This window comes from Mycobacterium sp. (assembly GCF_036488105.1).
Classification (GTDB): domain Bacteria; phylum Actinomycetota; class Actinomycetes; order Mycobacteriales; family Mycobacteriaceae; genus Mycobacterium.
In genome coordinates this window covers 16,570-38,283 of the sequence record NZ_DASXHW010000491.1, presented here as the reverse complement: position 1 = coordinate 38,283, position 21,714 = coordinate 16,570, and the positions used below count along the sequence as shown (strand labels likewise).

Annotated in this window: 19 protein-coding genes; 10 read left to right on the top strand and 9 right to left on the bottom strand. The window is 67.4% G+C overall.

From position 1 onward, the window contains the following. Nucleotides 1–147 precede the first annotated feature (147 nt). Complete coding sequence (locus VGH54_RS25905) at nt 148–645, bottom strand: phosphate-starvation-inducible PsiE family protein (RefSeq protein ID WP_331514991.1); 498 nt, start codon at nt 643–645, stop codon at nt 148–150. A 268-nt stretch (nt 646–913) separates the two neighbouring features. Between VGH54_RS25905 and VGH54_RS25900 the strand changes: the two genes are divergently transcribed. From VGH54_RS25900 to VGH54_RS25880, 5 genes are all read left to right on the top strand, one after another. Further along, complete coding sequence (locus tag VGH54_RS25900) at nt 914–1,570, top strand: TetR/AcrR family transcriptional regulator (RefSeq protein WP_331514990.1); 657 nt, start codon at nt 914–916, stop codon at nt 1,568–1,570. 36 nt (nt 1,571–1,606) lie between these two features. Continuing rightward, a complete protein-coding gene (locus VGH54_RS25895) occupies nt 1,607–6,175 on the top strand; it encodes an ATP-dependent helicase (protein ID WP_331514989.1) in 4,569 nt (1,522 codons plus the stop codon). Nucleotides 6,176–6,178: 3 nt separating this feature from the next. After that, nucleotides 6,179–6,934, top strand: coding sequence for an endonuclease VIII Nei2 (nei2, locus tag VGH54_RS25890; protein WP_331514988.1), 756 nt, complete (start codon nt 6,179–6,181; stop codon nt 6,932–6,934). Nucleotides 6,935–7,108: 174 nt separating this feature from the next. Continuing rightward, the gene (locus tag VGH54_RS25885; protein ID WP_331514987.1) at nt 7,109–7,441 is read left to right on the top strand and encodes a DUF732 domain-containing protein; all 333 of its coding nucleotides are present in this window, start codon (nt 7,109–7,111) and stop codon (nt 7,439–7,441) included. 40 nt (nt 7,442–7,481) lie between these two features. Then, entirely contained in the window at nt 7,482–7,709 is a 228-nt protein-coding gene (locus VGH54_RS25880) for a hypothetical protein (protein WP_331514986.1), read from the top strand. Nucleotides 7,710–7,728: 19 nt separating this feature from the next. Here the strand turns inward: VGH54_RS25880 and VGH54_RS25875 are convergent, their stop codons facing one another. Both VGH54_RS25875 and pstS read right to left on the bottom strand, forming a co-directional pair. After that, complete coding sequence (locus VGH54_RS25875; protein ID WP_331514985.1) at nt 7,729–8,913, bottom strand: PPE family protein; 1,185 nt, start codon at nt 8,911–8,913, stop codon at nt 7,729–7,731. Between the two features lie 80 nt (nt 8,914–8,993). Continuing rightward, nucleotides 8,994–10,106 carry a phosphate ABC transporter substrate-binding protein PstS gene (pstS, locus tag VGH54_RS25870; RefSeq protein WP_331514984.1) on the bottom strand — a complete coding sequence of 371 codons (1,113 nt, stop codon included), beginning with the start codon at nt 10,104–10,106 and terminating at the stop codon, nt 8,994–8,996. Nucleotides 10,107–10,750: 644 nt separating this feature from the next. On the opposite strand from pstS, the gene VGH54_RS25865 reads away from it, so the two are divergent. Next, nucleotides 10,751–10,975, top strand: a complete 225-nt coding sequence (locus tag VGH54_RS25865; protein WP_331514983.1) for a hypothetical protein — start codon at nt 10,751–10,753, stop codon at nt 10,973–10,975. On the opposite strand, the gene VGH54_RS25860 is transcribed toward VGH54_RS25865, so the two are convergent. The 3 genes from VGH54_RS25860 to VGH54_RS25850 all read right to left on the bottom strand — a co-directional run bounded on the left by VGH54_RS25860 (nt 10,972) and on the right by VGH54_RS25850 (nt 15,131). After that, on the bottom strand, nt 10,972–11,841 hold the full coding sequence (locus VGH54_RS25860) for a pseudouridine synthase (protein ID WP_331514982.1): 870 nt from the start codon (nt 11,839–11,841) through the stop codon (nt 10,972–10,974). The two genes, VGH54_RS25865 and VGH54_RS25860, sit on opposite strands and share 4 nt — an antisense overlap. A gap of 7 nt (nt 11,842–11,848) precedes the next feature. Then, nucleotides 11,849–13,606 (bottom strand): glycerol-3-phosphate dehydrogenase/oxidase, encoded by a 1,758-nt coding sequence (locus tag VGH54_RS25855; RefSeq protein WP_331514981.1) that lies wholly within the window; start codon nt 13,604–13,606, stop codon nt 11,849–11,851. Nucleotides 13,607–13,724: 118 nt separating this feature from the next. Further along, the gene (locus VGH54_RS25850) at nt 13,725–15,131 is read right to left on the bottom strand and encodes an NAD(P)H-quinone dehydrogenase (protein ID WP_331514980.1); all 1,407 of its coding nucleotides are present in this window, start codon (nt 15,129–15,131) and stop codon (nt 13,725–13,727) included. Nucleotides 15,132–15,195: 64 nt separating this feature from the next. On the opposite strand from VGH54_RS25850, the gene VGH54_RS25845 reads away from it, so the two are divergent. After that, nucleotides 15,196–15,675: a gamma-glutamylcyclotransferase gene (locus VGH54_RS25845; RefSeq protein ID WP_331514979.1), complete on the top strand. Its 480-nt coding sequence runs from the start codon at nt 15,196–15,198 to the stop codon at nt 15,673–15,675. Between the two features lie 67 nt (nt 15,676–15,742). Here VGH54_RS25845 and VGH54_RS25840 read toward each other — a convergent pair whose 3' ends face one another. Genes VGH54_RS25840 through VGH54_RS25830 form a run of 3 tightly spaced genes read right to left on the bottom strand, consistent with a single transcriptional unit; the run spans nt 15,743 to nt 18,791 of the window. After that, complete coding sequence (locus tag VGH54_RS25840; protein ID WP_331514978.1) at nt 15,743–16,915, bottom strand: M20 family metallopeptidase; 1,173 nt, start codon at nt 16,913–16,915, stop codon at nt 15,743–15,745. Then, nucleotides 16,912–18,096 carry a M20 family metallopeptidase gene (locus tag VGH54_RS25835; RefSeq protein WP_331514977.1) on the bottom strand — a complete coding sequence of 395 codons (1,185 nt, stop codon included), beginning with the start codon at nt 18,094–18,096 and terminating at the stop codon, nt 16,912–16,914. The genes VGH54_RS25840 and VGH54_RS25835 overlap by 4 nt, the downstream gene beginning before the upstream one ends. A 41-nt stretch (nt 18,097–18,137) precedes the next feature. Continuing rightward, nucleotides 18,138–18,791, bottom strand: coding sequence for a TIGR03086 family metal-binding protein (locus VGH54_RS25830; RefSeq protein ID WP_331514976.1), 654 nt, complete (start codon nt 18,789–18,791; stop codon nt 18,138–18,140). Nucleotides 18,792–18,878: 87 nt separating this feature from the next. On the opposite strand from VGH54_RS25830, the gene VGH54_RS25825 reads away from it, so the two are divergent. The 3 genes from VGH54_RS25825 to VGH54_RS25815 are packed head-to-tail and all read left to right on the top strand — an operon-like array spanning nt 18,879 to nt 21,713. Further along, nucleotides 18,879–19,274 carry a MarR family winged helix-turn-helix transcriptional regulator gene (locus VGH54_RS25825; protein ID WP_331514994.1) on the top strand — a complete coding sequence of 132 codons (396 nt, stop codon included), beginning with the start codon at nt 18,879–18,881 and terminating at the stop codon, nt 19,272–19,274. Between the two features lie 10 nt (nt 19,275–19,284). Next, complete coding sequence (locus VGH54_RS25820) at nt 19,285–20,091, top strand: purine-nucleoside phosphorylase (protein ID WP_331514975.1); 807 nt, start codon at nt 19,285–19,287, stop codon at nt 20,089–20,091. 8 nt (nt 20,092–20,099) lie between these two features. Next, entirely contained in the window at nt 20,100–21,713 is a 1,614-nt protein-coding gene (locus VGH54_RS25815) for a phospho-sugar mutase (RefSeq protein WP_331514974.1), read from the top strand. The last annotated feature ends 1 nt before the right edge of the window (nt 21,714 follow it).

Below are 21,714 nucleotides of genomic sequence, written 5' to 3'. Positions count from 1 at the left end.
CGTTGTCGTCGCGGCCAAGGCGGTCGCCGGTTGAGGAGTGCTGTTGTATTTGCATCGGGGATCCTCTATCGCTATCACGCGCGGACACACGCGCCCCACGCGTATACCCCGTCACCCGAGAGCGGTAAACCAGCGTTGGCGGTGAGCTCAGCCGTCCTCGGTATGCGTCGGCGCGGCGCGTCGAGAGCTGTAGCGGATCATGAAGATCGCCGCGGCGATGCCGATGACCAAAAGTCCCAGTGCGCCCAGTTCGAACAGCAGGCGGTCGAGTTCTTTGTCCGAGTGGACCTGTTCGGATGCCGCGGTCACGATCAGGATCCGTCGCACGCAGGCAATCAGCCCGATGAAAAGGAAAGGCTCTGCAGCGATTTCGTGATAGAGCAGCACCGCGCGCAGTGTCGCCGCGATCTCGGCGATGATCAGCACCATCAAGACTCGGTCGAGGACCAGGACGCCACCCTGCAGGGTATTGACCTTATGAGTCGCGGCCTGCACGACGGCCTCTGCGCCGCCGATCACCACCAGCACGGCGGCCGCGACCAGGAGTGCGAAGGCGATCGCGTAAATCACGGTCTCGAAACCGTCGACCAGAACACCGATGCGCTGACTCAGTCCGCGGCGGGTGGGCTCGCTTCTGGCATCCATGGCTTACCGATTCTATTGCCCCCCGCGGCCTGTACGGGCGTGAGATCCCGGGCAGCGTGTGTTGCCCGGCGAATGGCCAGAACTAACACCGCGAACCGCCTACTACTTCGCTGAACGGACGAACATGCTGCTAGATGGGCGGTCAGGGCTTCGCGACGAGCGCCGGGTGAGTATCGGGAATCGACGCATACCCGGGCAAAATTAAGTTTGCAGAGGCATCCCGAGCGTTGACGGCCTGCGCAAAGCTTCGACAAGTACCATCTGCTCTATGCGAACTCCCAGGCGGCGGTTATCCCCGGATGATCGCCGCGCCGAGTTGCTGGCATTAGGCGCGGAGGTCTTCGGGCAACGGCCCTACGACGAGGTCCGCATCGACGAGATCGCCGAGCGGGCCGGCGTGTCGCGGGCGCTGATGTATCACTACTTCCCTGACAAGCGGGCGTTCTTCGCCGCGGTCGTCAAAGGGCAGGCCGATCAGCTGTTCGAGACCACCAACACCCCCGCGACGCCCGGTCAGAACCTCTTCGAAGAGGTGCGCGGCGGTGTCCTTGCCTACATGCAGTACCACCAGGAGCACCCGCACGCCGCGTGGGCGGCATATGTCGGACTCGGCCGCTCCGATCCGGTCTTACTCGGCATCGACGACGAGGCCAAGGACCGCCAGATGGAACACATCATGAGCCGCGTGATGGAGGTCGACGGATCGGGCAATCCGCTCGACCCCATTGTCGAACGCGACCTGCGGATCGTCATCCACGGTTGGCTGGCGCTGACCTTCGAGGTGTGCAGGCAACGCATCATTCACCCAGAGACCGACGCGGGCCACCTCAGCGATACCTGCGCTCACGCGCTGCTCGACGCGATCATCAGGGTGAACAACATCCCCGATCGCTTGGCCAAGCCGATGGCACCCGACCAGCGCTAACCGCCGCTTGTCGTACCCCGTTGTCATGATGGCTGGGTGACCCCTTTGCCTGACGACGCACTCGCGCGGTTCAGCGTCGTCACTCGCGACTGGTTCGCGGGTACCTTCGCGGCGCCCACCCCCGCGCAAGCCGAAGCCTGGTCGGCGATCGCCGACGGTCATAACACGCTGGTCATCGCTCCGACCGGTTCCGGCAAGACGCTGGCCGCGTTTCTGTGGGCCATCGACGCCCTGGCGGCGGGTGCACCGCGAAGTGACCGGTCTAGCGGTACCCGAGTGCTTTACGTCTCGCCGCTCAAGGCGTTGGCCGTCGACGTCGAGCGCAACCTGCGTACACCGCTGGCCGGGATGGCCCGGGTCGCCGCACAGCGGGGGTTGCCCGCACCGGAGATCACTGTCGGGCTACGGTCCGGCGATACCTCACCGGCCCGCCGTCGACAGCTGATCAGCAATCCGCCCGACGTGCTGATCACTACGCCGGAGTCGCTGTTTCTGATGTTGACTTCGGCGGCGCGGCAAACCTTGGCCGGCGTGCAGACCGTCATCGTCGACGAGGTCCACGCCATCGCGGGTACCAAACGGGGCGCGCACCTTGCCCTTTCACTGGAGCGGCTCGACGACATGCTGCGGGCGCCGGCGCAGCGAATCGGGTTGTCGGCCACCGTGCGTCCGCCCGAAGAAGTGGCTCGGTTCCTGTCCGGGGCATCCCCGACGACCGTCGTCTCGCCGCCGGCGGCCAAGACTTTCGAGTTGACCGTGCAGGTGCCGGTCCCCGATATGGCCAACCTGGCGAACCAGAGCATCTGGCCCGATGTCGAGGCGCGACTGGTCGACCTCGTCGAATCGCACAACTCGACGATCGTGTTCACCAACTCGCGGCGGCTGGCTGAACGACTGACCGCCCGGCTCAACGAGATTCACGCCGAACGCACGGGCACCGAATTGTCGTCCGAGGCCAACCCGAAGGTTGCCGGCGGCGCCCCCGCACACTTGCTGGGCAGCGGCCAAACCTACGGCGCGCAGGCGCTACTGGCCCGTGCCCACCACGGCTCGGTCAGCAAGGAACAGCGCGCGATCGTCGAAGAGGACCTGAAATCCGGGCGGCTGAAGGCGGTGGTAGCGACCTCGAGCCTGGAACTGGGCATCGACATGGGCGCAGTCGACCTGGTGATTCAGGTGGAAGCACCACCGTCGGTGGCCAGCGGACTACAACGCATCGGGCGCGCCGGACACCAGGTCGGCGAGATCTCCCAGGGGGTGCTCTTTCCCAAGCACCGCACCGACTTGATCGGCTGCGCGGTGACGGTGCAGCGCATGCTCACCGGCCAGATCGAGACGATGCGGGTGCCGACGAACCCGCTCGACATCCTGGCCCAGCACACGGTGGCCGCGGCCGCGTTGGAGCCGCTGGACGTCGACCGCTGGTTCGACACGGTACGGCGCAGTGCACCGTTTGCGACGCTGCCGCGCAGCGCATTCGAGGCCACCCTGGATCTGCTCTCCGGCAAATACCCGTCAACCGAATTCGCCGAACTGCGGCCACGGCTGGTGTACGACCGCGACAACGGCACGGTGACGGCCCGGCCCGGCGCGCAGCGGCTCGCGGTGACCTCCGGTGGCGCCATCCCGGACCGCGGCCTGTTCACGGTCTACCTGGCCACCGACTCCGAAACCCCCTCCCGGGTAGGCGAACTCGACGAGGAAATGGTCTACGAATCGCGGCCCGGCGATGTCATCGCGCTGGGTGCCACCAGTTGGCGAATCACCGAGATCACCCACGACCGTGTGCTGGTCATACCGGCACCGGGCGAGCCGGCCCGGCTTCCGTTCTGGCGCGGCGACGATTCGGGCCGCCCCGCCGAACTCGGCCGTGCGGTCGGCCAGTTCACCGGCGAGCTGGCCGGGCTGGACCGCAATGCGTTCGAAAGCCGTTGCGCTGAATTGGGATTCAACGAGTACGCCACCGACAACCTGTGGCGGCTGCTGGACGACCAGCGGACCGCCACCAACGTCGTGCCCACCGACACCACACTGCTGGTCGAGCGGTTTCGGGACGAGCTGGGCGACTGGCGGGTGATCCTGCACTCTCCCTACGGCCTAAAGGTGCACGGTCCGCTGGCCCTGGCGGTGAGCCGGCGGCTGCGGGACCGCTACGGCATCGACGAGAAACCGACCGCGTCGGACGACGGCATCGTGGTGCGGTTGCCCGACACGGTGTCCGACTCGGGGGCCGAAGCGCCTCCGGGCGCCGAGCTGTTCGTCTTCGATGCCGATGAGATCGACCCGATCGTCACCACGGAGGTAGGTGGTTCGGCGCTGTTCGCTTCGCGATTCCGGGAATGCGCCGCGCGGGCGCTGCTGCTGCCGCGACGACACCCGGGCAAGCGATCCCCACTGTGGCATCAGCGCCAGCGCGCCGCGCAGCTGCTCGATGTGGCCCGTAAATACCCGGACTTCCCGATCGTGTTGGAGGCGGTGCGCGAGTGCCTGCAGGACGTTTACGACGTGCCGACGCTGGCCGGGCTGATGACCGATATCGCGGCACGCAAGATTCGGGTGCTGGAAACCGAGACCGCGACGCCATCGCCGTTCGCGGCGTCGCTGTTGTTCGGCTACGTCGGGGCATTCATGTACGAGGGCGACAGCCCGCTGGCCGAGCGCCGCGCCGCCGCGCTGTCGCTGGACCCCACGCTGCTGGCCGAGTTGCTCGGCCGAGTCGAGCTGCGCGAGCTGCTCGACCCCGACGTCGTCGCGGGCACCGGCCGGCAGTTGCAGCACCTCTCGGCAGATCGGGCGGCCCGCGACGCCGAAGCGGTCGCCGATCTGCTGCGGCTGCTCGGTCCGCTGACCGCCGACGAGGTTGCCGAACGCGCCGGTGGCTTTGATGTCGGTGGCTGGCTGGAAGCGCTGTTCGCCGCCAAACGCGCGCTACCGGTTTCGTTCGCCGGTCGCAGCTGGTGGGTGGCGATCGAGGACATCGGCCGGCTGCGCGACGGCGTCGGGGTTGCGGTGCCGGTCGGCGTTCCGGCCAGTTTCACCGAGGGCGTCGCCGATCCGCTGGGCGAACTGCTCGGCCGATTCGCCCGTACCCATGCGCCGTTCACCACGGCTGACGTCGCCGCCCGGTTCGGTCTCGGGCTGCGCGTCGCCGCCGACGTGTTGGGCCGGTTGGCCGCCGACGGTCGACTGGTCCGTGGCGAGTTCTCCACCGAGGCGACCGGCGACCAGTGGTGTGACGCCGACGTCCTGCGGATCCTGCGGCGCCGATCGCTGGCGGCGCTGCGCGCCCAAGTCGAGCCGGTCAGCACCAGCGCCTACGCGCGTTTCCTGCCGGCCTGGCACGGCGTGGGCGCGGGCGACGGGTCGGCCGCCAACTCCGGCGTGGACGGCCTGGTGGCCGTCATCGATCAGCTCGCCGGCGTCCCACTACCGGCGTCGGCGATCGAATCGCTGGTGCTGGCGCCGCGAGTGCGCGACTACTCCCCCGCGATGCTCGACGAACTGCTGGCCTCCGGCGAGGTGATGTGGTCAGGGTCGGGCACGATCTCCGGCAACGACGGCTGGGTGGCTTTCCACACCCCGGATGCAGCGCCGCTGACCCTGGCTGCCGGATCGGAGATCGAGTTCACCGCGACTCATCGCGCGATCTTGGACATGCTGGCCGGCGGCGGCGCGTTCTTCTTCCGACAGCTGGGCCATGACGGAGTCGGGGAAGCCGAGCTCAAAGCGGCGCTGTGGGAATTGATTTGGGCCGGATGGGTCACCGGCGACACGTTCGCGCCGGTGCGCGCGATGCTGTCGGGTGGCCCGGGCGTGCGCAAGCGGTCGGCCCCGGCCCATCGGCAGGGACGCGGCAGGCGCCCACCGCGCCTGAGCCGGTACAGCGTCGCGCATCCGCAGGCGCGGGCCGCCGATCCGACGGTGGCCGGCCGCTGGTCGGCGCTGCCGACGCCCGAGCCGGACTCCACCGTGCGGGCCCATCACCAGGCGGAGCTGCTGCTGAGCCGGCACGGCGTGCTGACCCGGGGCGCGGTGACCGCCGAAGGCGTGCCGGGCGGGTTTGCCAACCTGTACAAGGTGCTGACCGCTTTCGAGGATGCCGGCCGCTGTCAGCGCGGCTATTTCGTGGAGTCGTTGGGCGGCGCCCAGTTCGCCGTCGCGTCCACGGTCGACCGGCTGCGCAGCTACCTCGACGGTGTGGATCCCGAACGGCCGGAGTACCGGGCGGTGGTGCTTGCCGCCGCCGACCCGGCGAACCCCTACGGCGCGGCGCTGGCCTGGCCGTCGCGCTCACCGGACGGCGACGGCGGTGCCCGGCCGGGCCGTAAGGCCGGAGCGCTGGTCGTGCTGGTCGACGGCCAACTGGTGTGGTTCCTCGAGCGCGGCGGGAAGTCCTTGCTGAGCTTCGCCGACGACGACTCCGACGCCAACCACGCTGCGGCCGTCGCACTCGCCGACCTGGTCTCCGCCGGGCGGGTCAACTCCATCCTCATCGAGCGCATCAACAGCGCTCCGGTGTTGGCGCCGCAAGTCTCGTCGACGGTGGTTGCGGCTTTGACTGACTCCGGCTTCGCCCGCACTCCGCGCGGACTGCGGCTGCGGTAGCCGATGCCTGAGGGCGACACCGTTTTCCGCACCGCAGAGGCACTGCGGAAAGCGTTGGTCGGTCGCACGCTGACCCGCTGCGATGTCCGGGTCCCGCGCTACGCCACGGTCGACCTGAGCGGTCACGTCGTCGACGAGGTGTGCAGCAGGGGTAAGCACTTGTTTATTCGCGTCGGACCGGCCAGTATCCACTCGCATCTGAAGATGGACGGTAGCTGGCGAGTCACGTCGCGGCCGAGCCGCGCGGACCATCGGGTCCGGATCATCTTGGAAGCCAGCGATATCCGTGCGGTTGGCATCGACCTGGGTGTGCTGGAGATCCTCGAACGCGCCCATGACGGCGACGTCGTCGACCACCTGGGACCCGATCTGCTGGGCGAGGACTGGGACCCAGAAGTTGCCGCCGCCAACCTGACGGCAGACCCGGATCGGCGGCTCGCCGAGGCGCTGCTGGACCAGCGGATCATGGCCGGGATCGGCAATGTCTACTGCAACGAATTGTGTTTCGTCAGCGGACACCTGCCCGCCGCACCGGTGAGCGCGATCACCAACCCCCAACGACTGGTCGCCCGCGCTCGCGACATGTTGTGGGCCAACCGCTTCCGGCAGAATCGCTGCACCACCGGCGACATGCGGGCCGGCCGGCAACTGTGGGTATACGGGCGAGCGGGCCAAAGCTGCCGTCGCTGCGGCACGCCCATCAAGCGTGACGACGGCGGCGAGCGGGTTGCGTACTGGTGCCCGGCCTGCCAACGTTGAACACCGAGGGCATGTCCAAACGGTTAACGATCACACCGACCCGCGTCGACCGCACCGCGCGCTTCAAAAGTCCGGGCGCGGCATGCAATGATCGCAACGTCAGCGGTTTCGCTTGCTGTCAGCAACACTCACGCTTCTGCTCAGCGGACAGGATGAGAAAGGACGACCACCCCAGTGCGTTCGCCCAAACCTGTGCGATCAATCCTGACCGGCCTAGTCCTGGTGTTTGCCCCGTTCAGCGTCATGGAACTCGCCGGGCCAAGCGCGCATGCCGACGCCGTCGACTCCAACTTCTTGAATGCGCTGAAGTCCAAGGGGATCACCTTCGCATCCGGACAGGCCGCGGTCATCGCCGGTCATCAGGTCTGCGACGGGCTCGATGGCGGTAGGGCATCCAGCGACGTCGCGAACGACATCATGCAGCAGAGTGGTCTGGACGGCTACCACGCCGGATTCTTCGTCGGCGTCAGCATCGCCGCGTTCTGCCCCCGACATGCGGGAGCCTGAAAAATTCCGCATACTGGGGTATCGACCCAACGGAGCATATTTGATCACCGAGAGATTATTGGTCGGCGCCGCGATCGCACTCGCTGCGACTGTCATTACCGCAACGCCGGCCGACGCAGAACCCAGCCAATTCGGCACCCTCAGCTGTAGCTGCAACCCGGCCAACGGGATGCCGGACAGCGCATCAGACCTCAAGAGCCAAGTGGATGAAGGTATCCAGCACGGCCTGGGCTCGCTGCACACCAGCCCGCCGCGTCCCGGCGACTGAGTCGCTGACGGCGCTCCCGCTATCCCGCCGACGGCGGCGGTTTCATCACGTTGCCCTTGAGCTCCTTGCCGATCGCGATGTCTTCGTACTTCTGCGCCTTGCGCTTGCGCCAGCCACTGCCCGGTGAAATCGGCGGCGGCATGAGCGGCGGCATCGGCATCCCCGCGGCTCCGCTCGTGCCGAGCGGCGTTGCCGCCGACGCAAGCTGTACCGGTGTCGCCAGCAATGGCGCCGCGCCGGGCGGCGCGGAAAGATTACCCATCGGCACCGCGGCGCCCAGCGCCGCCGAGGTGTTGATCTCGCCGAGGCCGGCCGCGCCCAGCGCACTCAGACCGCCCCCGCTCTGGCCCAGCGCCCCCAACGCTCCGGCGGCGCCCCCACCCAGGTTTGCCGCCGCACCGCCCAACGCGTTCTCGCCCTCCGAGACACCTTGACCAACGGCGCTGTTCACACCCGCCAGGGCCTGGGCCGACTGGTTCTGGGCCAGATAGCTGAGCAGGTTGATCGGGAATCCGGACGAGATGAACTGGTTGGCATAGGTATTTGCCAACCCGACGAAGCCGACGTTGGGATCGCCGGCAGGGGGTAAGGGGCTGGCGGGGATGGCCGCCGCGACCGTGGCCCCCGACGAGGTCGTCGCGGCCGGCGTCGCCGAACTGGCTTGCGTTTTCAGGTTCGACGGATTGGTCGTCGAGGTCGGCGACGTCAACTGCGGCAGTGTGGATGCCTGGGAGGAGGCCGCCTGATAGCGGGTCATCGCCGCCGCGTTGTTCGCCCACATGGTCTGGTATTCCGATTCGGTTTGCGCGATGGCCGGAAGGTTTCGCCCAAATGTGTTGGTGGCCAAGAGCTGTGCCAGACGCGTCCGGTTGGCGGCGACGGTGGCCGTCGGAACCACGGACGCCTGAACAGAATTGAACGCGGCCGCTGCGGACTGTGCCGCCGCTGCGGTCTGCTGAGCCTGCTGCGCGGTGGTGCGCAGCCACGTCACGTACGGCGTGACGGACTGAAACATGGCCGCGGACGACGGGCCGTACCAGGCCTGGTCCATTGACGACAGCGACGCGGCGTAGTTGTCCGCCGCGTCTTCCAGATTGGCGCTGAGCTGTTGCCATGCCGCGGCGGCATTGGCGAGTGATTCCGCACCGGGTCCCGAATGAATGAGTGCGGAGATCACCTCAGGTGGCAGCGTCGTGAACTCCATGATTCAAAAGCTTTACTACCGTGGGAAAACTCTGGGCTGACTACGGCGAAAAATACCCTCGAACATTGAGCATCGACTCCTCACGAGACGGCGTTGATCGAATTCAATAGCCGCGGCTTGAACTCGGCAGGGATTGGAATGTAGCCGGCGCCGATCAAACCGTCCTGACCCGGACCGATCGCACTCTGCAGGAAAGCCCGGACGGCCGTGCCGACTTTCGGATCCGGATACTTCGAGCACACGATCTGGTACGTCGCCAGCACGATCGGGTATGAGTCCGGCTGGTTGGGCCGATAGAACGAGATGGTGTCGAGGGCAAGATCGTCGCCCTTCTTGATGAACCAAGCCGTGGAAATCGTCTTGCCCACCGACTCGGGAGTGATCTTCACCGGATCCGGACCGGCCGACGTGATGATGCTGGCCACATCTAAGTTGTGCGTCTGAGCGAACGACCACGCGAGATAGGTGACGGATCCTTCGGTGTTTTTCACGGTATCGGCGGCGCCATCGTTGCCCACGGCGGGCTGACCGACCCCGCCGTTGAACTTCCGCCCGGCCGGGAAGCCCCAGGTGCCCTTGGAAGCGGTGTCGAGATACTTCTGGAAGTTGTCCGTCGTCCCGGACTCGTCGCCGCGGAACACGACGTGAATCGGCTCATTGGGCAGCTGCACACCCAGGTTCTGCAACGCAATTGCGCCGTCGTTCCACATATTGATTTGCCCGTTGAAGATCTGCGCCGCGGTCAAACCGTCGAGGTTCAACGACGTCACGCCCTTGACGTTGAACGCGATCGCGATCGGGCTGACCACCATCGGCAGGTTCCACGTGGGCGAACCGCACCGCTGCTGCGCCTTCGCGTACTCGTCGGTGGTCAGCGTGGAATCGGACCCGGCGAAATCGCTTTTGCCGTCGAGAAAGTCGCTGATCCCGGCACTGGAATCGTCCGCGGTGTAATTGAGGGACTGTCCCGGGCAGGCTTGCGCGAAGGTCTTGATGAATTCGCTCATCGCGTTCTTCTGAGCGGTGGAGCCACTGGCGCTCAGGTCCGGCTTGCCTCCGCAGGTCACTTTCACCGGTGCCGGGCTCGTCGTCGTTCCCCCGCCGGAGGCGTTGTTGTGACCGCCACACGCCGACAAGAGCAGCACCCCAGTCACGAGAATGCTCAGTGCGGCGTTAAATCGATTGAGCTTCAATCCAATTCCTTCAGACGGTACAGAGAAGATGATCGAATCGGCGCATCGCACGCCGCACCGCTAGTCGCTCGCATCCATGAGGCATGGTAACAAGATTCGCAGTTCGCTCATGATGCCCAGCTTCCGCCGAAGGCGCGGTACTCACGATTTCGGCCCCAGTTTCCCACCCGTTCATGTTCGCGACGCGCAATTCCAGCGTCAGCGTGCGTGCACAACGACAAACTGACCGATCCGCTCCGATGCGCTGAGGGCGCCGCAGTTGCGAACGGCCCTCACCGATATCGCGGTCGGCTCACCCTGGTGGTCGGCTCACGTGGGCCGTTGATATCGAAAAGATCACAGGTCGGTGCTGTTAATCACACGTCAACTAGTTCTCAGCCACGTTGCCCACACGGCATTTGCCCAGGTTGACGAGGTGGCCATGCCGTCGTGGGAGGCGGGCGCGCCCAGGACACGGCACGCGACGTGGTGTCACTTACCCGGCCCAAACGCTTCCTGGGACGTACCGTGGGAATTGCGCACGCCGATTGGCGGTTGGTCATTGCAGACCGGCCTGTGACGCCGATCACCGAAATTGAAAAGTCTCCGCGCCAGTCACTGCGAGACACCCCGACGATCGTGTCGGGTCACTTAAGGACAGAAACGTGCTGACGACCCTGAGCCACGTCAAACTTGGCAATCTGACCAATATTCGCTCCATCGATGCCGGCTTCCTGACGACGCGAGCCTGGGACACCCTCCGGGCTGTCGTTCAGGGCGTGGCACCCACGAAGGTGGCGGGGGCTGTCCCGACGGTCACCCTTGCGACCCACGACGCATCGTTTGCTCCTGGCGTCACACCCATGCTTCGCGGCGCTGAGCGCTGCTAGGGCGGACGCTCCAGCCGTCGCCAACTCACGAACTCGCGGCGAGTCCCGCTTAGCGGATCGTCGAATTCAATGCGCTGCGCCAGCAACTGCAATGGCGTGGAGAAGTCGTCGGCGGCTACGTCGATGACGTTGGGATACAGCGGGTCTCCGTAAATCGGCAGGCCCAGCGAGGCCATGTGCACACGAAGCTGGTGGGTGCGCCCGGTTCGTGGTGTCAGCCGGTACAGGCCTTCGGATGACACGAGCTCCACCAACGTCTCGGCGTTGGGCTCGCCGGCTTCCTCGACGGCCTGGAAATTGCTGCGGCGCTTGCTGATACGACTATGCACCACCCGCGGCAACACGACGTTCGGGTCGACCGCCGCTCTCGCTGCATACGTCTTGTGCACGGCGCCGCGGGCGAACAACGTCTGGTAGGCCCCGCGAACCTCGCGGCGAGTCGTGAACAGCAGCACCCCGGCCGTCAGGCGATCCAGCCGGTGGGCCGGGCTGAGCTCGTCTAGGCCGAGTCGCCGTCGAAGCCGCACCAGCGCAGTCTGCGCGACGTGGCGCCCGCGCGGCATGGTGGCCAGGAAGTGCGGCTTGTCGGCGACCACGATGTCGTCGTCCTGGTACAGCACCGGAATATCGAATGGCACCGCCACTTCGTCGCGCAGATCGCGGTAGAGATAGACGATAGCGCCGGCCGGCAGCACGGTGGCCGGGTCGAGCACCACACCGTGCTGATCGACGACCTCGCCGGCGATCGCCTTGGCGGCGACATCGGGCCCGAACCGCCTGGCCAGCTCGTCGCCCAGCGGTCCGCCGTGCACCCTCAGCCGCGCCGGCCCCAATCCGTCGCGTGGCGGCAGCGGTTGGTGCCTCACGGTCGGCCTAATTTAAGGGCACCGGTTCGAGGATCTCGGCGCGGGCCTCCGGTGCGCTGGCCCGCAGCGCATCGGCCGACGCGTCGTCGGGCTGAGCCTGGGAGAGCACCTCGGCCTCCACCCGCGCGATGTACGTCGCGACCTCGCGGTCGACGTCAGCGTCCGTCCAGCCCAGGATCGGGGCGACGATGTCGGCGACCTCGCGGGCGCAGTCGACGCCGCGGTGCGAGTACTCAATGGCGATTCGGGTCCGCCGGGCCAGGATGTCTTCCAGATGGAGTGCACCTTCGGCCACCGCGGCGTAGGCCGCTTCGACCCGCAGGTAGCCCGGTGCGGCGGCGATCGGGTTGAGCAGGTCCCGATGGTCGGCGGCCAGCGAAAGCACCTCGTTGATCAGCGAACCGTAGCGGTCCAGCAGATGGCGCACCCGGTACGAATGGAGCCCTTCCAGCGCACCGACGTGCTCGGTCTGGTTGATCAAAGCGAAGTAGCCGTCGGCGCCGAGCAGCGGCACCTTTTCGGTGATCGACTGCGCAACTCGTGCTGGAACATATTGTGCCGCAGCGTCAATCGCATCTGAGGCCATCACCCGGTAGGTGGTGTACTTGCCGCCGGCAATGGCGATCAGGCCCGGTGCCGGCACCGCGACGGCGTGCTCGCGGGACAGCTTGGAGGTCTCCTCGCTTTCGCCCGCCAGCAACGGGCGCAATCCCGCATACACGCCGTCGATGTCGTTGTGGGTCAACGGAGTAGCAAGCACGGTGTTGACGGTGCCGAGGATGTAGTCGATGTCGGCCTTGGTGGCGGCCGGATGCGCAAGGTCCAGGTTCCAGTCGGTGTCGGTGGTCCCGATGATCCAGTGGTTGCCCCACGGGATGACGAACATCACCGACTTCTCGGTGCGCAGGATGATCGCGACGTCGCTGACGACCCGGTCGCGTGGAACAACGATGTGCACTCCTTTGGAGGCCCGCACCCGAAATCGACCGCGCTGCTTGGACAACGCCTGGATCTCGTCCGTCCATACTCCGGTGGCGTTGACGACGACGTGACCGCGCACCTCGGTGATCGCGCCGTCCTCAGAGTCGCGGACACGAACGCCGGTCACCCGATCGCCTTCCCGCAGCAACGACACCACCTGAGTCGACGATCTCACTACGGCGCCGTAATGCGCGGCGGTGCGCACGACGGTCATGGTGTGCCGGGCATCGTCGACGACGGTGTCGTAGTAGCGGATACCGCCGATCAAGGCGCTCCGCTTCAAACCCGGGGACAACCGCAGGGCACCGGCGCGGGTCAAGTGCTTTTGCGCGGGAACGGATTTCGCGCCACCGAGTTGGTCGTAGAGCAGCAGGCCGGCAGCGGTGTATGGCCGTTCCCACCACCGCTTGGTCAGCGGGTAGAGGAACGGCAGCGGCTTGACCAGATGCGGCGCCAGCGTGGTCAACGACAACTCGCGCTCGAAGAGGGCCTCACGGACCAGTCCGAATTCGAGTTGCTCCAGATATCGCAGCCCGCCGTGAAACATCTTGGAGGACCGGCTCGATGTGCCGGAGGCGAAATCGCGTGCTTCGACCAGCGCCACTTTCAGCCCGCGGGTGGCGGCATCCAGCGCGGATCCCGAACCGACGACGCCGCCGCCGATGACCACGACGTCGAATTGCTCGCTGCCGAGGCGCTCCCAGGCCACGGCCCGTTGTTCGGGCCCGAGAAACGAACTCGGCCGGGTCTGCTCGCTCGCCGGGACGCGAATCGAGTCGCTCACGGCACAGTCTCCTGTCGGTTACTCGTCAGTAGGTCGTTGGGCCTAAGGCTACCCAACCTGGTCTAATTGCCGCTCTTCTACTCGGGCCGCACGCGGCCCGGCATCGTCGCCCGGCGGGTCAGTCCAGGTCATCGTGCGCCATCAGCCGTCGCGCCGCCTCGGTGATCGAGCCCGACAGCGACGGGTACACGCTCAAGGTCTGCGCCAAATGGTTGACCGTCAGGCGGTTCTGCACGGCCATCGCGATCGGCAGGATCAGCTCCGAGGCGATCGGCGCGACCACCACGCCGCCGATCACCACACCGGTGGCCTGCCGGCAGAAAAGCTTGACGAAGCCGTGCCGAAGCCCCGACATCTTGGCCCGCGCGTTGGTCTGCAACGGCAGCATGATGGTGCGGGCCAGCACCGATCCGTCGTCGATGGCGGTTTGGGGAACACCCACCGCGGCCAGCTCGGGCCGGGTGAACACCGCCGCGGCGACCGTCCGCAGCCGGATCGGGGCGACGGCCTCGCCGAGGGCGTGCCACATCGCGATCCGCCCTTGCATCGCGGCGACCGAGGCCAGCGGCAGCAGCCCGGTGCAGTCGCCCGCCGCGTAGATGTTGGATACCGACGTCCGGGATACCCGGTCGACGGTCAGGTAGTTGCCCGGTCCGAGTTCGATACCCACCCGGTCCAGGCCGAGACCGCTGGTGTTGGGCACCGAGCCGATCGTCATCAGCGCGTGGCTGCCCTCGACTGTCCGGCCGTCGGCCAGGGTCACCAGCACACCGGAATCGGTCCGGGTCACCGAGTCGGCGCGGGCATTCTTGACCAGCTGCACTCCGCGCTCAGCGAAGATCCGCTCGAGGACAGCGGCCGCGTCGGCGTCCTCGTAGGGCAGGATCTGGTCGCGGCTGGCGACCACCGTGACGTCGACGCCCAATTCGGTATAGGCGTGCACGAATTCGGCACCGGTGACACCGGAGCCGACCACAATCAGATGCTCGGGCAGTGCCTGCAGGTCGTAGAGCTGACGCCAGTTCAAGATGCGCTCGCCGTCCGTCCGCGCGGTCGGCAGCTCGCGGGGACTGGCACCGGTGGCGATCAGCACCGCGTCGGCGTCGTGGGTGCTGGTGCTGCCGTCCGGCGCGGTGGCCTGGATGCGATGCGATCTCAGACCCGGCGACGCGTCGACCAGCTCGCCGCGGCCGGCGACCACCTCGACGCCCGCGTTCTGCAGCTGGGCGTTGATGTCGGCGGACTGGGCGGCGGCCAGAGTCTTGACCCGGTCGTGGATTTCCGGCAGCGAGATCTTGGCGTCGTCGATGTCGAGGTCGAAGCCCAGATCCGGAGCACGGCGCAATTCGGTACGCACACCGGTGGATGCGATGAAGGTTTTCGACGGCACACAGTCGAAGAGCACCGCCGCGCCGCCGATGCCGTCCGAGTCGATGACGGTGACATGCGCGTCACGTGCGGCTGCGACGAGCGCCGCCTCGTAACCGGCCGGTCCTCCCCCGATGATCACAATGCGGGTCGCCACAGACCCAACCTAGCCAACCCGTCGGATGACCGCCGCTTCAGCGGTAGCCGTTTAAGCTTTGTCCGTGCCGCTCTACGCCGCCTACGGCTCGAACATGCATCCCGAACAGATGCTGCAGCGTGCACCCCATTCGCCGATGGCCGGAACCGGCTGGTTGCACGGGTGGCGACTGACCTTCGGCGGCGAGGACATCGGCTGGGATGGCGCGCTGGCCACCGTCGTGGAGGATCCGACCTCGAAGGTGTTCGTCGTGCTCTACGACATGACGCCGGCCGACGAGAAGACCCTCGATCGGTGGGAGGGCTCCGAGCTCGGCATCCACAAGAAGATCCGGTGCCGAGTGGAACGGGTGTCGTCGGACACGACGACCGATCCGGTTCTGGCGTGGCTGTACGTGGTGGACGCCTGGGAAGGGGGTCTGCCGTCGGCGCGCTACATCGGCGTCATGGCAGACGCCGCTGAAATCGCCGGTGCCCCAGACGAATACGTGCACAAGATCCGGACCTGTCCGGCACGCAACGTCGGACCCGGTCACGGCGAATAACGCCACGGTCCCATCCGCCCCGTGCATCTCCGCTTCGGCGGCATTCAATGTGCCCACCTTCGCGCGCCTAACCGATCGCGGCCGACTGCTCGACGATGTTGACCATCAACCGCACCCCGATCGCCAGGGCCCGCTCGTCGAGATCGAACGTCGGCTGATGCAGATCCAACTGCGGTCCGCGACCTGACCACACACCGAGCCGGGCCATCGCGCCGGGCACTTCCTCCAAATACCAGGAGAAATCCTCACCGCCACCGGATTGTTTGGTGTCGGCCAGCGCATCCGGGCCGATCGCCTCGATGGCGTGGGTGACGATGCGCGTCGAGACCTCTTCATTGACCACCGGCGGGACGCCGCGGTTGTACTGCAGGGTGTGCTCGATGGCCAGCGGCGCCAGTAAGGCCGTGACCGTCTCCCGGACGATGTCCTCCATGCCCAGCCAGGTCTCGCGACTCGCGGTGCGGACCGTGCCGGCCAGCGTGCCGCTCTGCGGAATGGCGTTGGCGGCTACGCCCGCATTGACCGCGCCCCACACCATCACGGTGCTGTTGCGCGGGTCGATGCGGCGCGACAACACCCCGGGTAGTCCGGTGATCAGCGCGCCCAGCCCGTAGACCAGGTCGCCAGTCAAATGTGGGCGTGAGGTGTGTCCGCCCGCTGAAGTCAGCGTGATCTCGATCATGTCGGCCGCCGACGTGATCGGCCCGGTCTTCACCGCGATCTTGCCGACCGCCAGCCGGGGATCGCAGTGCAGGGCGAAGATTCGGCTGACTCCGGATACCGCACCCGCCGCGATCGTGTCGATCGCGCCGCCGGGCATCAGCTCTTCGGCCGGCTGGAAAATCAGCCGCAACCCGATCGGCAGCTCCGGCGCCCCGGCCAGCGCGAGCGCAGTGCCCAGCAGGATCGCGGTGTGCCCGTCGTGCCCGCAGGCATGCGCGGCGTTCGGCATCGTCGAGGCATATTCGGCCCCGGTCCGCTCGGCCATCGGCAACGCATCCATGTCGGCCCGCAACGCGATCCGCGGCTCGCGCTCAGGGCCGAAGTCGCAGGTCAGCCCCGTCCCGCCGGGTAGCACCTTCGGGTTGAGCCCGGCCTCGACCAACCGCTCGGCGACGAACTGCGTGGTGACGTACTCCTGACGCCCCAGCTCCGGATAGCGGTGGATGTGCCGCCGCCACGTGACCAGATCGTCGCTGTGCGCTGCCAACCACGAGTTGGCGATGTCGGAGAGGCTCATAATGCCACCCGCTGGGCACGCGCTTCCAGCACGCGGTCCCGTTCTCCAGGCGACTCGGCAAGGCGAACGACCGTGCGTGCCAACATGATTGCGCCGTCGACGACTGCCTTGTCGGCGCTGGGACCTGCGGCCGCCGCGGTGAAGTCGGCCTGGTGCAATGACGCGCCGCCGGCATCGACGGCAACCATCGGATGGATGCCGGGTAGCAGCTGGGTGACGTTGCCCATGTCGGTACTGCCCAGCGGCAGCGCCGCTTCGAGCGCCTGCTCGATCGGCGAACGACCGAGCCGGGTCATCTCGGAGCGCACGGTTTCGGCCAGCCAGGCATCGGGTTTGAGCGCGTCGTACATCGGCTCGGTCTGCTCGACGCTGTAGTCGCAGCCGGTGGCGACCGCCCCGGCCAGGAAGCAGTCGCCCACCTTGGCTTCCAGATCGGCCAGCGACGACGCGTCGGTGGCACGCATCGTGTACTGCAATTCGGTGTGCGCGGGGATGACGTTGGCGACTTGGCCGCCTTTCGCGACGATCCCGTGTACCTGCTGCCCCGGTGCCAGCTGCTGGCGCAGCAGCCCGATCGCCACCTGCGCGACGGTCACCGCGTCGGCGGCGTTGACCCCCAGGAACGGCGCGGCTGACGCGTGAGCTTCTTTTCCGCGATAGGTCACCCGGACTGCGGACAGGGTCAGCGACCGGGCGGCCGCGATGTCGACCGGACCGGGATGCACCATCACCGCGAGCGCAAGGTCGTCGAAGACTCCGGCGTTGAGCAGCAAGACTTTTCCGCCACCGAACTCCTCAGCGGGCGTGCCCAGCAGCGAAACCGTCAGACCCAATTCGTCGGCGACGTCGGCCAGCGCCAGCGCGGCGCCGACGGCCGATGCGGCAATGATGTTGTGGCCGCAGGCATGACCGATTCCGGGCAGCGCGTCGTATTCGGCGCAGATCCCGACAGTCAGCGGACCACTGCCGAAGTCGGCGCGAAACGCCGTGTCCAAACCGCCCGCGGCCGCGGTGATCTCAAAACCCCGCTCGGCCACCAGCGTTTGCACCTTGGCGCAGCTGCGATGCTCGGCGAAGGCCAACTCCGGCTCGGCATGAATCGCATGCGACAGCTCGACGAGGTCGGTGCTACGACGCTGCACCGTGTCGTCGACGCGATCCAGCGCCGGGGTTGAAGCCATCGTCGCAGTATCTCACCGCCGATCGCCGGCGGTCACAACGACTAGCGGGCGTCGCCTGCCACGATGGCCGCCCGCACGACGGTCGGCTGCCACTGCGGCGAGCGGCCGAGATAGCTGAGGATGCGGTCGAGGCCGTCGGTCGGCTCCGTCGACGGGATCGCCGGGCCGAACGGCGCGTTGTCGATGGTGCGGAAGTCTCCGTCGGGCACCACAAGCGCCAGCGGCAATGCGGCGGCCACGACGTCACCCGGAAGTTCGTAGGACCTCCCCAGCGTGCGAGCCACGTCCCAGCCGTGCACGACGTAGTCCACATAGTGAAAACCGACCGCCATCGCGCCCGGGAACATCGCTCCTGTCCCGAGCTCCGGCAGCGCGAACTCGCTGTCGAGCACATCGTCGCCCGCGAACGCGTCGATCACCTCTCTGGCGGCCGCTGAGTAGGTGCCGGCGGGGTCGGCTGCCACCGCGTCGGCGACGGTGGCCGGTTGCCAGATCGCCTCGTCGGCGCCGTGGCCGCGGGCGGCAGCGGCGAAGCCGCGATGCTGCACCGTCATGTGAGCGAGCAGGTCAGCAAGGTTCCAGCCGGCGCAGGGCGTCGGTTTGGCTAGATCATCGGCGGTGACGGCCGAGACCACGTCAACAGAGGCCAGTACGGCGATGCGGTGCAACGGGCGAACATCCTGATTTGTATGCATACGCGTATCGTATGCACTCGCATATTATCTGTCCAGCTTTATCATCAGGCGGTGGTGCGAAAAGCGACGCGTCCAGACCTGGCCGAGATGCTGGTGGACCTGGCTCGCAAAACCGTGGCGGCCGAGCAGCCGGTGCTGGCGGCCCACGGCGTGTCGATGTGGGGCTACATCGTTCTCAGCGCCCTGGATCGCTCGCCGATCCGCACCCAAGCGGCACTGGCCGAGGCGATCGGCGCCGACAAAACACGCATCATTCCCACGCTCGACGAGTTGCAAAGGCACGGTTACATCGACCGGATTCCCGACCCCGACGACCGTCGCGCGCGCTTGCTCGCGATCACCGAATCGGGCCGTTCGACCAAGAACGCTGTGCAGGTGGCCATCCAACGTGGGGAGGAGCACTGGCTCGGACAGCTATCCGCCGACGACCGACACGTCTTCCTGCGTGCGCTGCAGCAACTCAGTGGACGGGGCGCCGATTAGGCTGCCGACTGTGAGTGATGGTCCGCCCGGCCCCGATGCGCTCGCACGGACGGCGGCGCAGTCCATCGCCGATCACACGGGGATCGCCGAACACGACGTGGCGATCGTGCTGGGGTCCGGCTGGGCACCGGCGGTGTCTGCACTGGGCCAACCCGCGGCGGTAGTGCCGATGGCCGAGTTGCCTGGGTTCACTCCACCGTCGGCGGATGGGCACACCGGCCAGGTGTTGTCGGTGGCCATTGGCGACCACCGGGTACTGGTGCTGGCCGGTCGGGTGCACGCCTACGAAGGCCACCACCTGCAGCACGTCGTGCACCCGGTGCGGACGGCCTGCGCGGCCGGCGCCCAGGTGGTCGTGCTGACCAACGCCGCCGGTGCGGTGCGCGAGGACTTCGCCGCGGGCCAGCCGGTGTTGATCAGCGATCATCTGAATCTGACCGCGCGGTCGCCGCTGATCGGGGCGCAGTTCGTCAACATGGTCGACGCCTACGCCGCGCGGTTGCGGACGCTGGCCCACGAGGTCGACCCGGAACTCGCCGAGGGCGTGTACGCCGGGCTGCCCGGCCCGCATTACGAAACGCCGGCAGAGATCCGGATGCTGCGCACGCTGGGCGCCGACCTGGTCGGCATGTCCACCGTGCACGAAGCGATCGCCGCCCGGGCCGCGGGAGCGGAGGTACTCGGAGTCTCGCTGGTCACCAATATGGCCGCCGGAATCACCGGTGAGGCGCTGAGCCATGCCGAGGTGCTGCTCACCGGCGCCGCGTCGGCGGCCCGGATGGGTTCGCTGCTGGCCGACGTGGTCGCACGGCTGTAGAGGCCGGCGTGACACCGCAGGAGTGGATCGCGCACGACCCGGATCCGGTGACGGCCGCCGAGCTCGCCGCGTGCGATCCGGCCGAGCTGGCCGCCCGGTTCGGGCGTCCGCTGTCATTCGGCACCGCCGGGCTGCGCGGGCCGGTCCGGGCCGGCCCGGACGCGATGAACCTCGCCGTCGTGATGCGCGCCAGCTGGGCGGTGGCCCAGGTGCTGGTCGGTCGCCGACTGGCCGGCTCGACCGTGATCGTCGGCCGCGACGCCCGACACGGGTCGGCCCAGTTCGCCGTCGCAACCGCTGAAGTGCTTGCCGCCGAAGGTTTCTCGGTCACATTGCTTCCAGACCCGGCACCCACACCGGTGTTGGCTTTCGCTGTCCGGCACACCGGCGCGGCGGCCGGAATCCAGATCACCGCGTCGCACAATCCACCGTCCGACAACGGCTACAAGGTGTACCTGGGCGGGGGGATGCAGATCGTCTTTCCCACCGATCGCGAGATCGAGGCCGCCATCGCGACGGCGCCGTTCGCCGACGAGATCGCCAGGCAGACCGTCGAACCCGCCGATGCCGGACTGGTCGAGCAGTACATCGAGCGGGCCGCCCGGCTGCGGCGCTCGTCGTCGGATCCGGTTCGGGTAGCGCTGACCCCCCTGCATGGGGTGGGCGGTGTGGTGGCAACCGAAACGCTGCGCCGCGCCGGATTGTCCGACGTGCACGCCGTCGCCCGCCAGTTCGCTCCCGATCCAAACTTTCCGACCGTCAGCTTTCCCAACCCCGAAGAACCCGGCGCCACCGATGCGCTGCTCAGCCTGGCCGCCGAGGTGGATGCCGACATCGCCGTCGCGCTTGATCCCGACGCGGACCGGTGTGCGGTCGGCGTCCCGACACCGGCCGGCTGGCGGATGCTGTCCGGCGACGAAACCGGTTGGCTACTCGGCGATTACCTACTGTCACATATCGATCCGGGCAATCGCGCCACCAGCGTGGTAGCCAGCACGGTGGTGTCCTCGCGCATGCTGTCCGCGATCGCGGCGCACTGGGGTGCCCAACACGTCGAGACCCTGACCGGTTTCAAGTGGCTGGCCCGTGCCGACGCCGACCTGCCGGGCAGCACACTGGTCTACGCCTACGAAGAAGCCATCGGGCACTGCGTCGACCCATCGGCGGTCCGGGACAAGGACGGCATCAGCGCCGCGGTGCTGATCTGCGATCTGGTCGCGGCGCTCAAAGCCTCACACCGGTCGGTGCTCGACGCGCTCGACGACCTCGCCCGCCGCTTCGGGGTCCACGTCGGCGCGGCGGTATCGCGCCCGGTGCGCGACGCCGACGAGGCGGCTCAGTTGATGCGCCGACTGCGCGCATCGCCGCCGACGCGGCTCGGTGAATTCGCCTCGACCACAACAGATCTCTTGCGCAGTGCCGTGAACCGAACGGATGCGCTGATCTTCACCGGCGGCGATGCCGATATGTGGGCGCGGGTGGTGGTCCGGCCGTCGGGCACCGAACCGAAGGTCAAGTTCTACATCGAAGTCCGGTGCCCGGTCGCCGAGGATCTGGACGCCGCCCGCCACCGCGCTATCGCACTGCGCGACGAACTCGCCGCCGCTACCAGGGTCTGGTAGT

Excerpts from the sequence above, each read along its gene's own strand:
- VGH54_RS25905 (WP_331514991.1), bottom strand. The coding sequence starts at position 645 with ATGGATGCCAGAAGCGAGCCCACCCGCCGCGGACTGAGTCAGCGCATC.
- VGH54_RS25900 (WP_331514990.1), top strand. The coding sequence starts at position 914 with ATGCGAACTCCCAGGCGGCGGTTATCCCCGGATGATCGCCGCGCCGAG.
- nei2 (WP_331514988.1), top strand. The coding sequence starts at position 6,179 with ATGCCTGAGGGCGACACCGTTTTCCGCACCGCAGAGGCACTGCGGAAA.
- VGH54_RS25875 (WP_331514985.1), bottom strand. The coding sequence starts at position 8,913 with ATGGAGTTCACGACGCTGCCACCTGAGGTGATCTCCGCACTCATTCAT.
- VGH54_RS25840 (WP_331514978.1), bottom strand. The coding sequence starts at position 16,915 with ATGAGCCTCTCCGACATCGCCAACTCGTGGTTGGCAGCGCACAGCGAC.
- VGH54_RS25835 (WP_331514977.1), bottom strand. The coding sequence starts at position 18,096 with ATGGCTTCAACCCCGGCGCTGGATCGCGTCGACGACACGGTGCAGCGT.
- VGH54_RS25830 (WP_331514976.1), bottom strand. The coding sequence starts at position 18,791 with ATGCATACAAATCAGGATGTTCGCCCGTTGCACCGCATCGCCGTACTG.
- VGH54_RS25825 (WP_331514994.1), top strand. The coding sequence starts at position 18,879 with ATGCTGGTGGACCTGGCTCGCAAAACCGTGGCGGCCGAGCAGCCGGTG.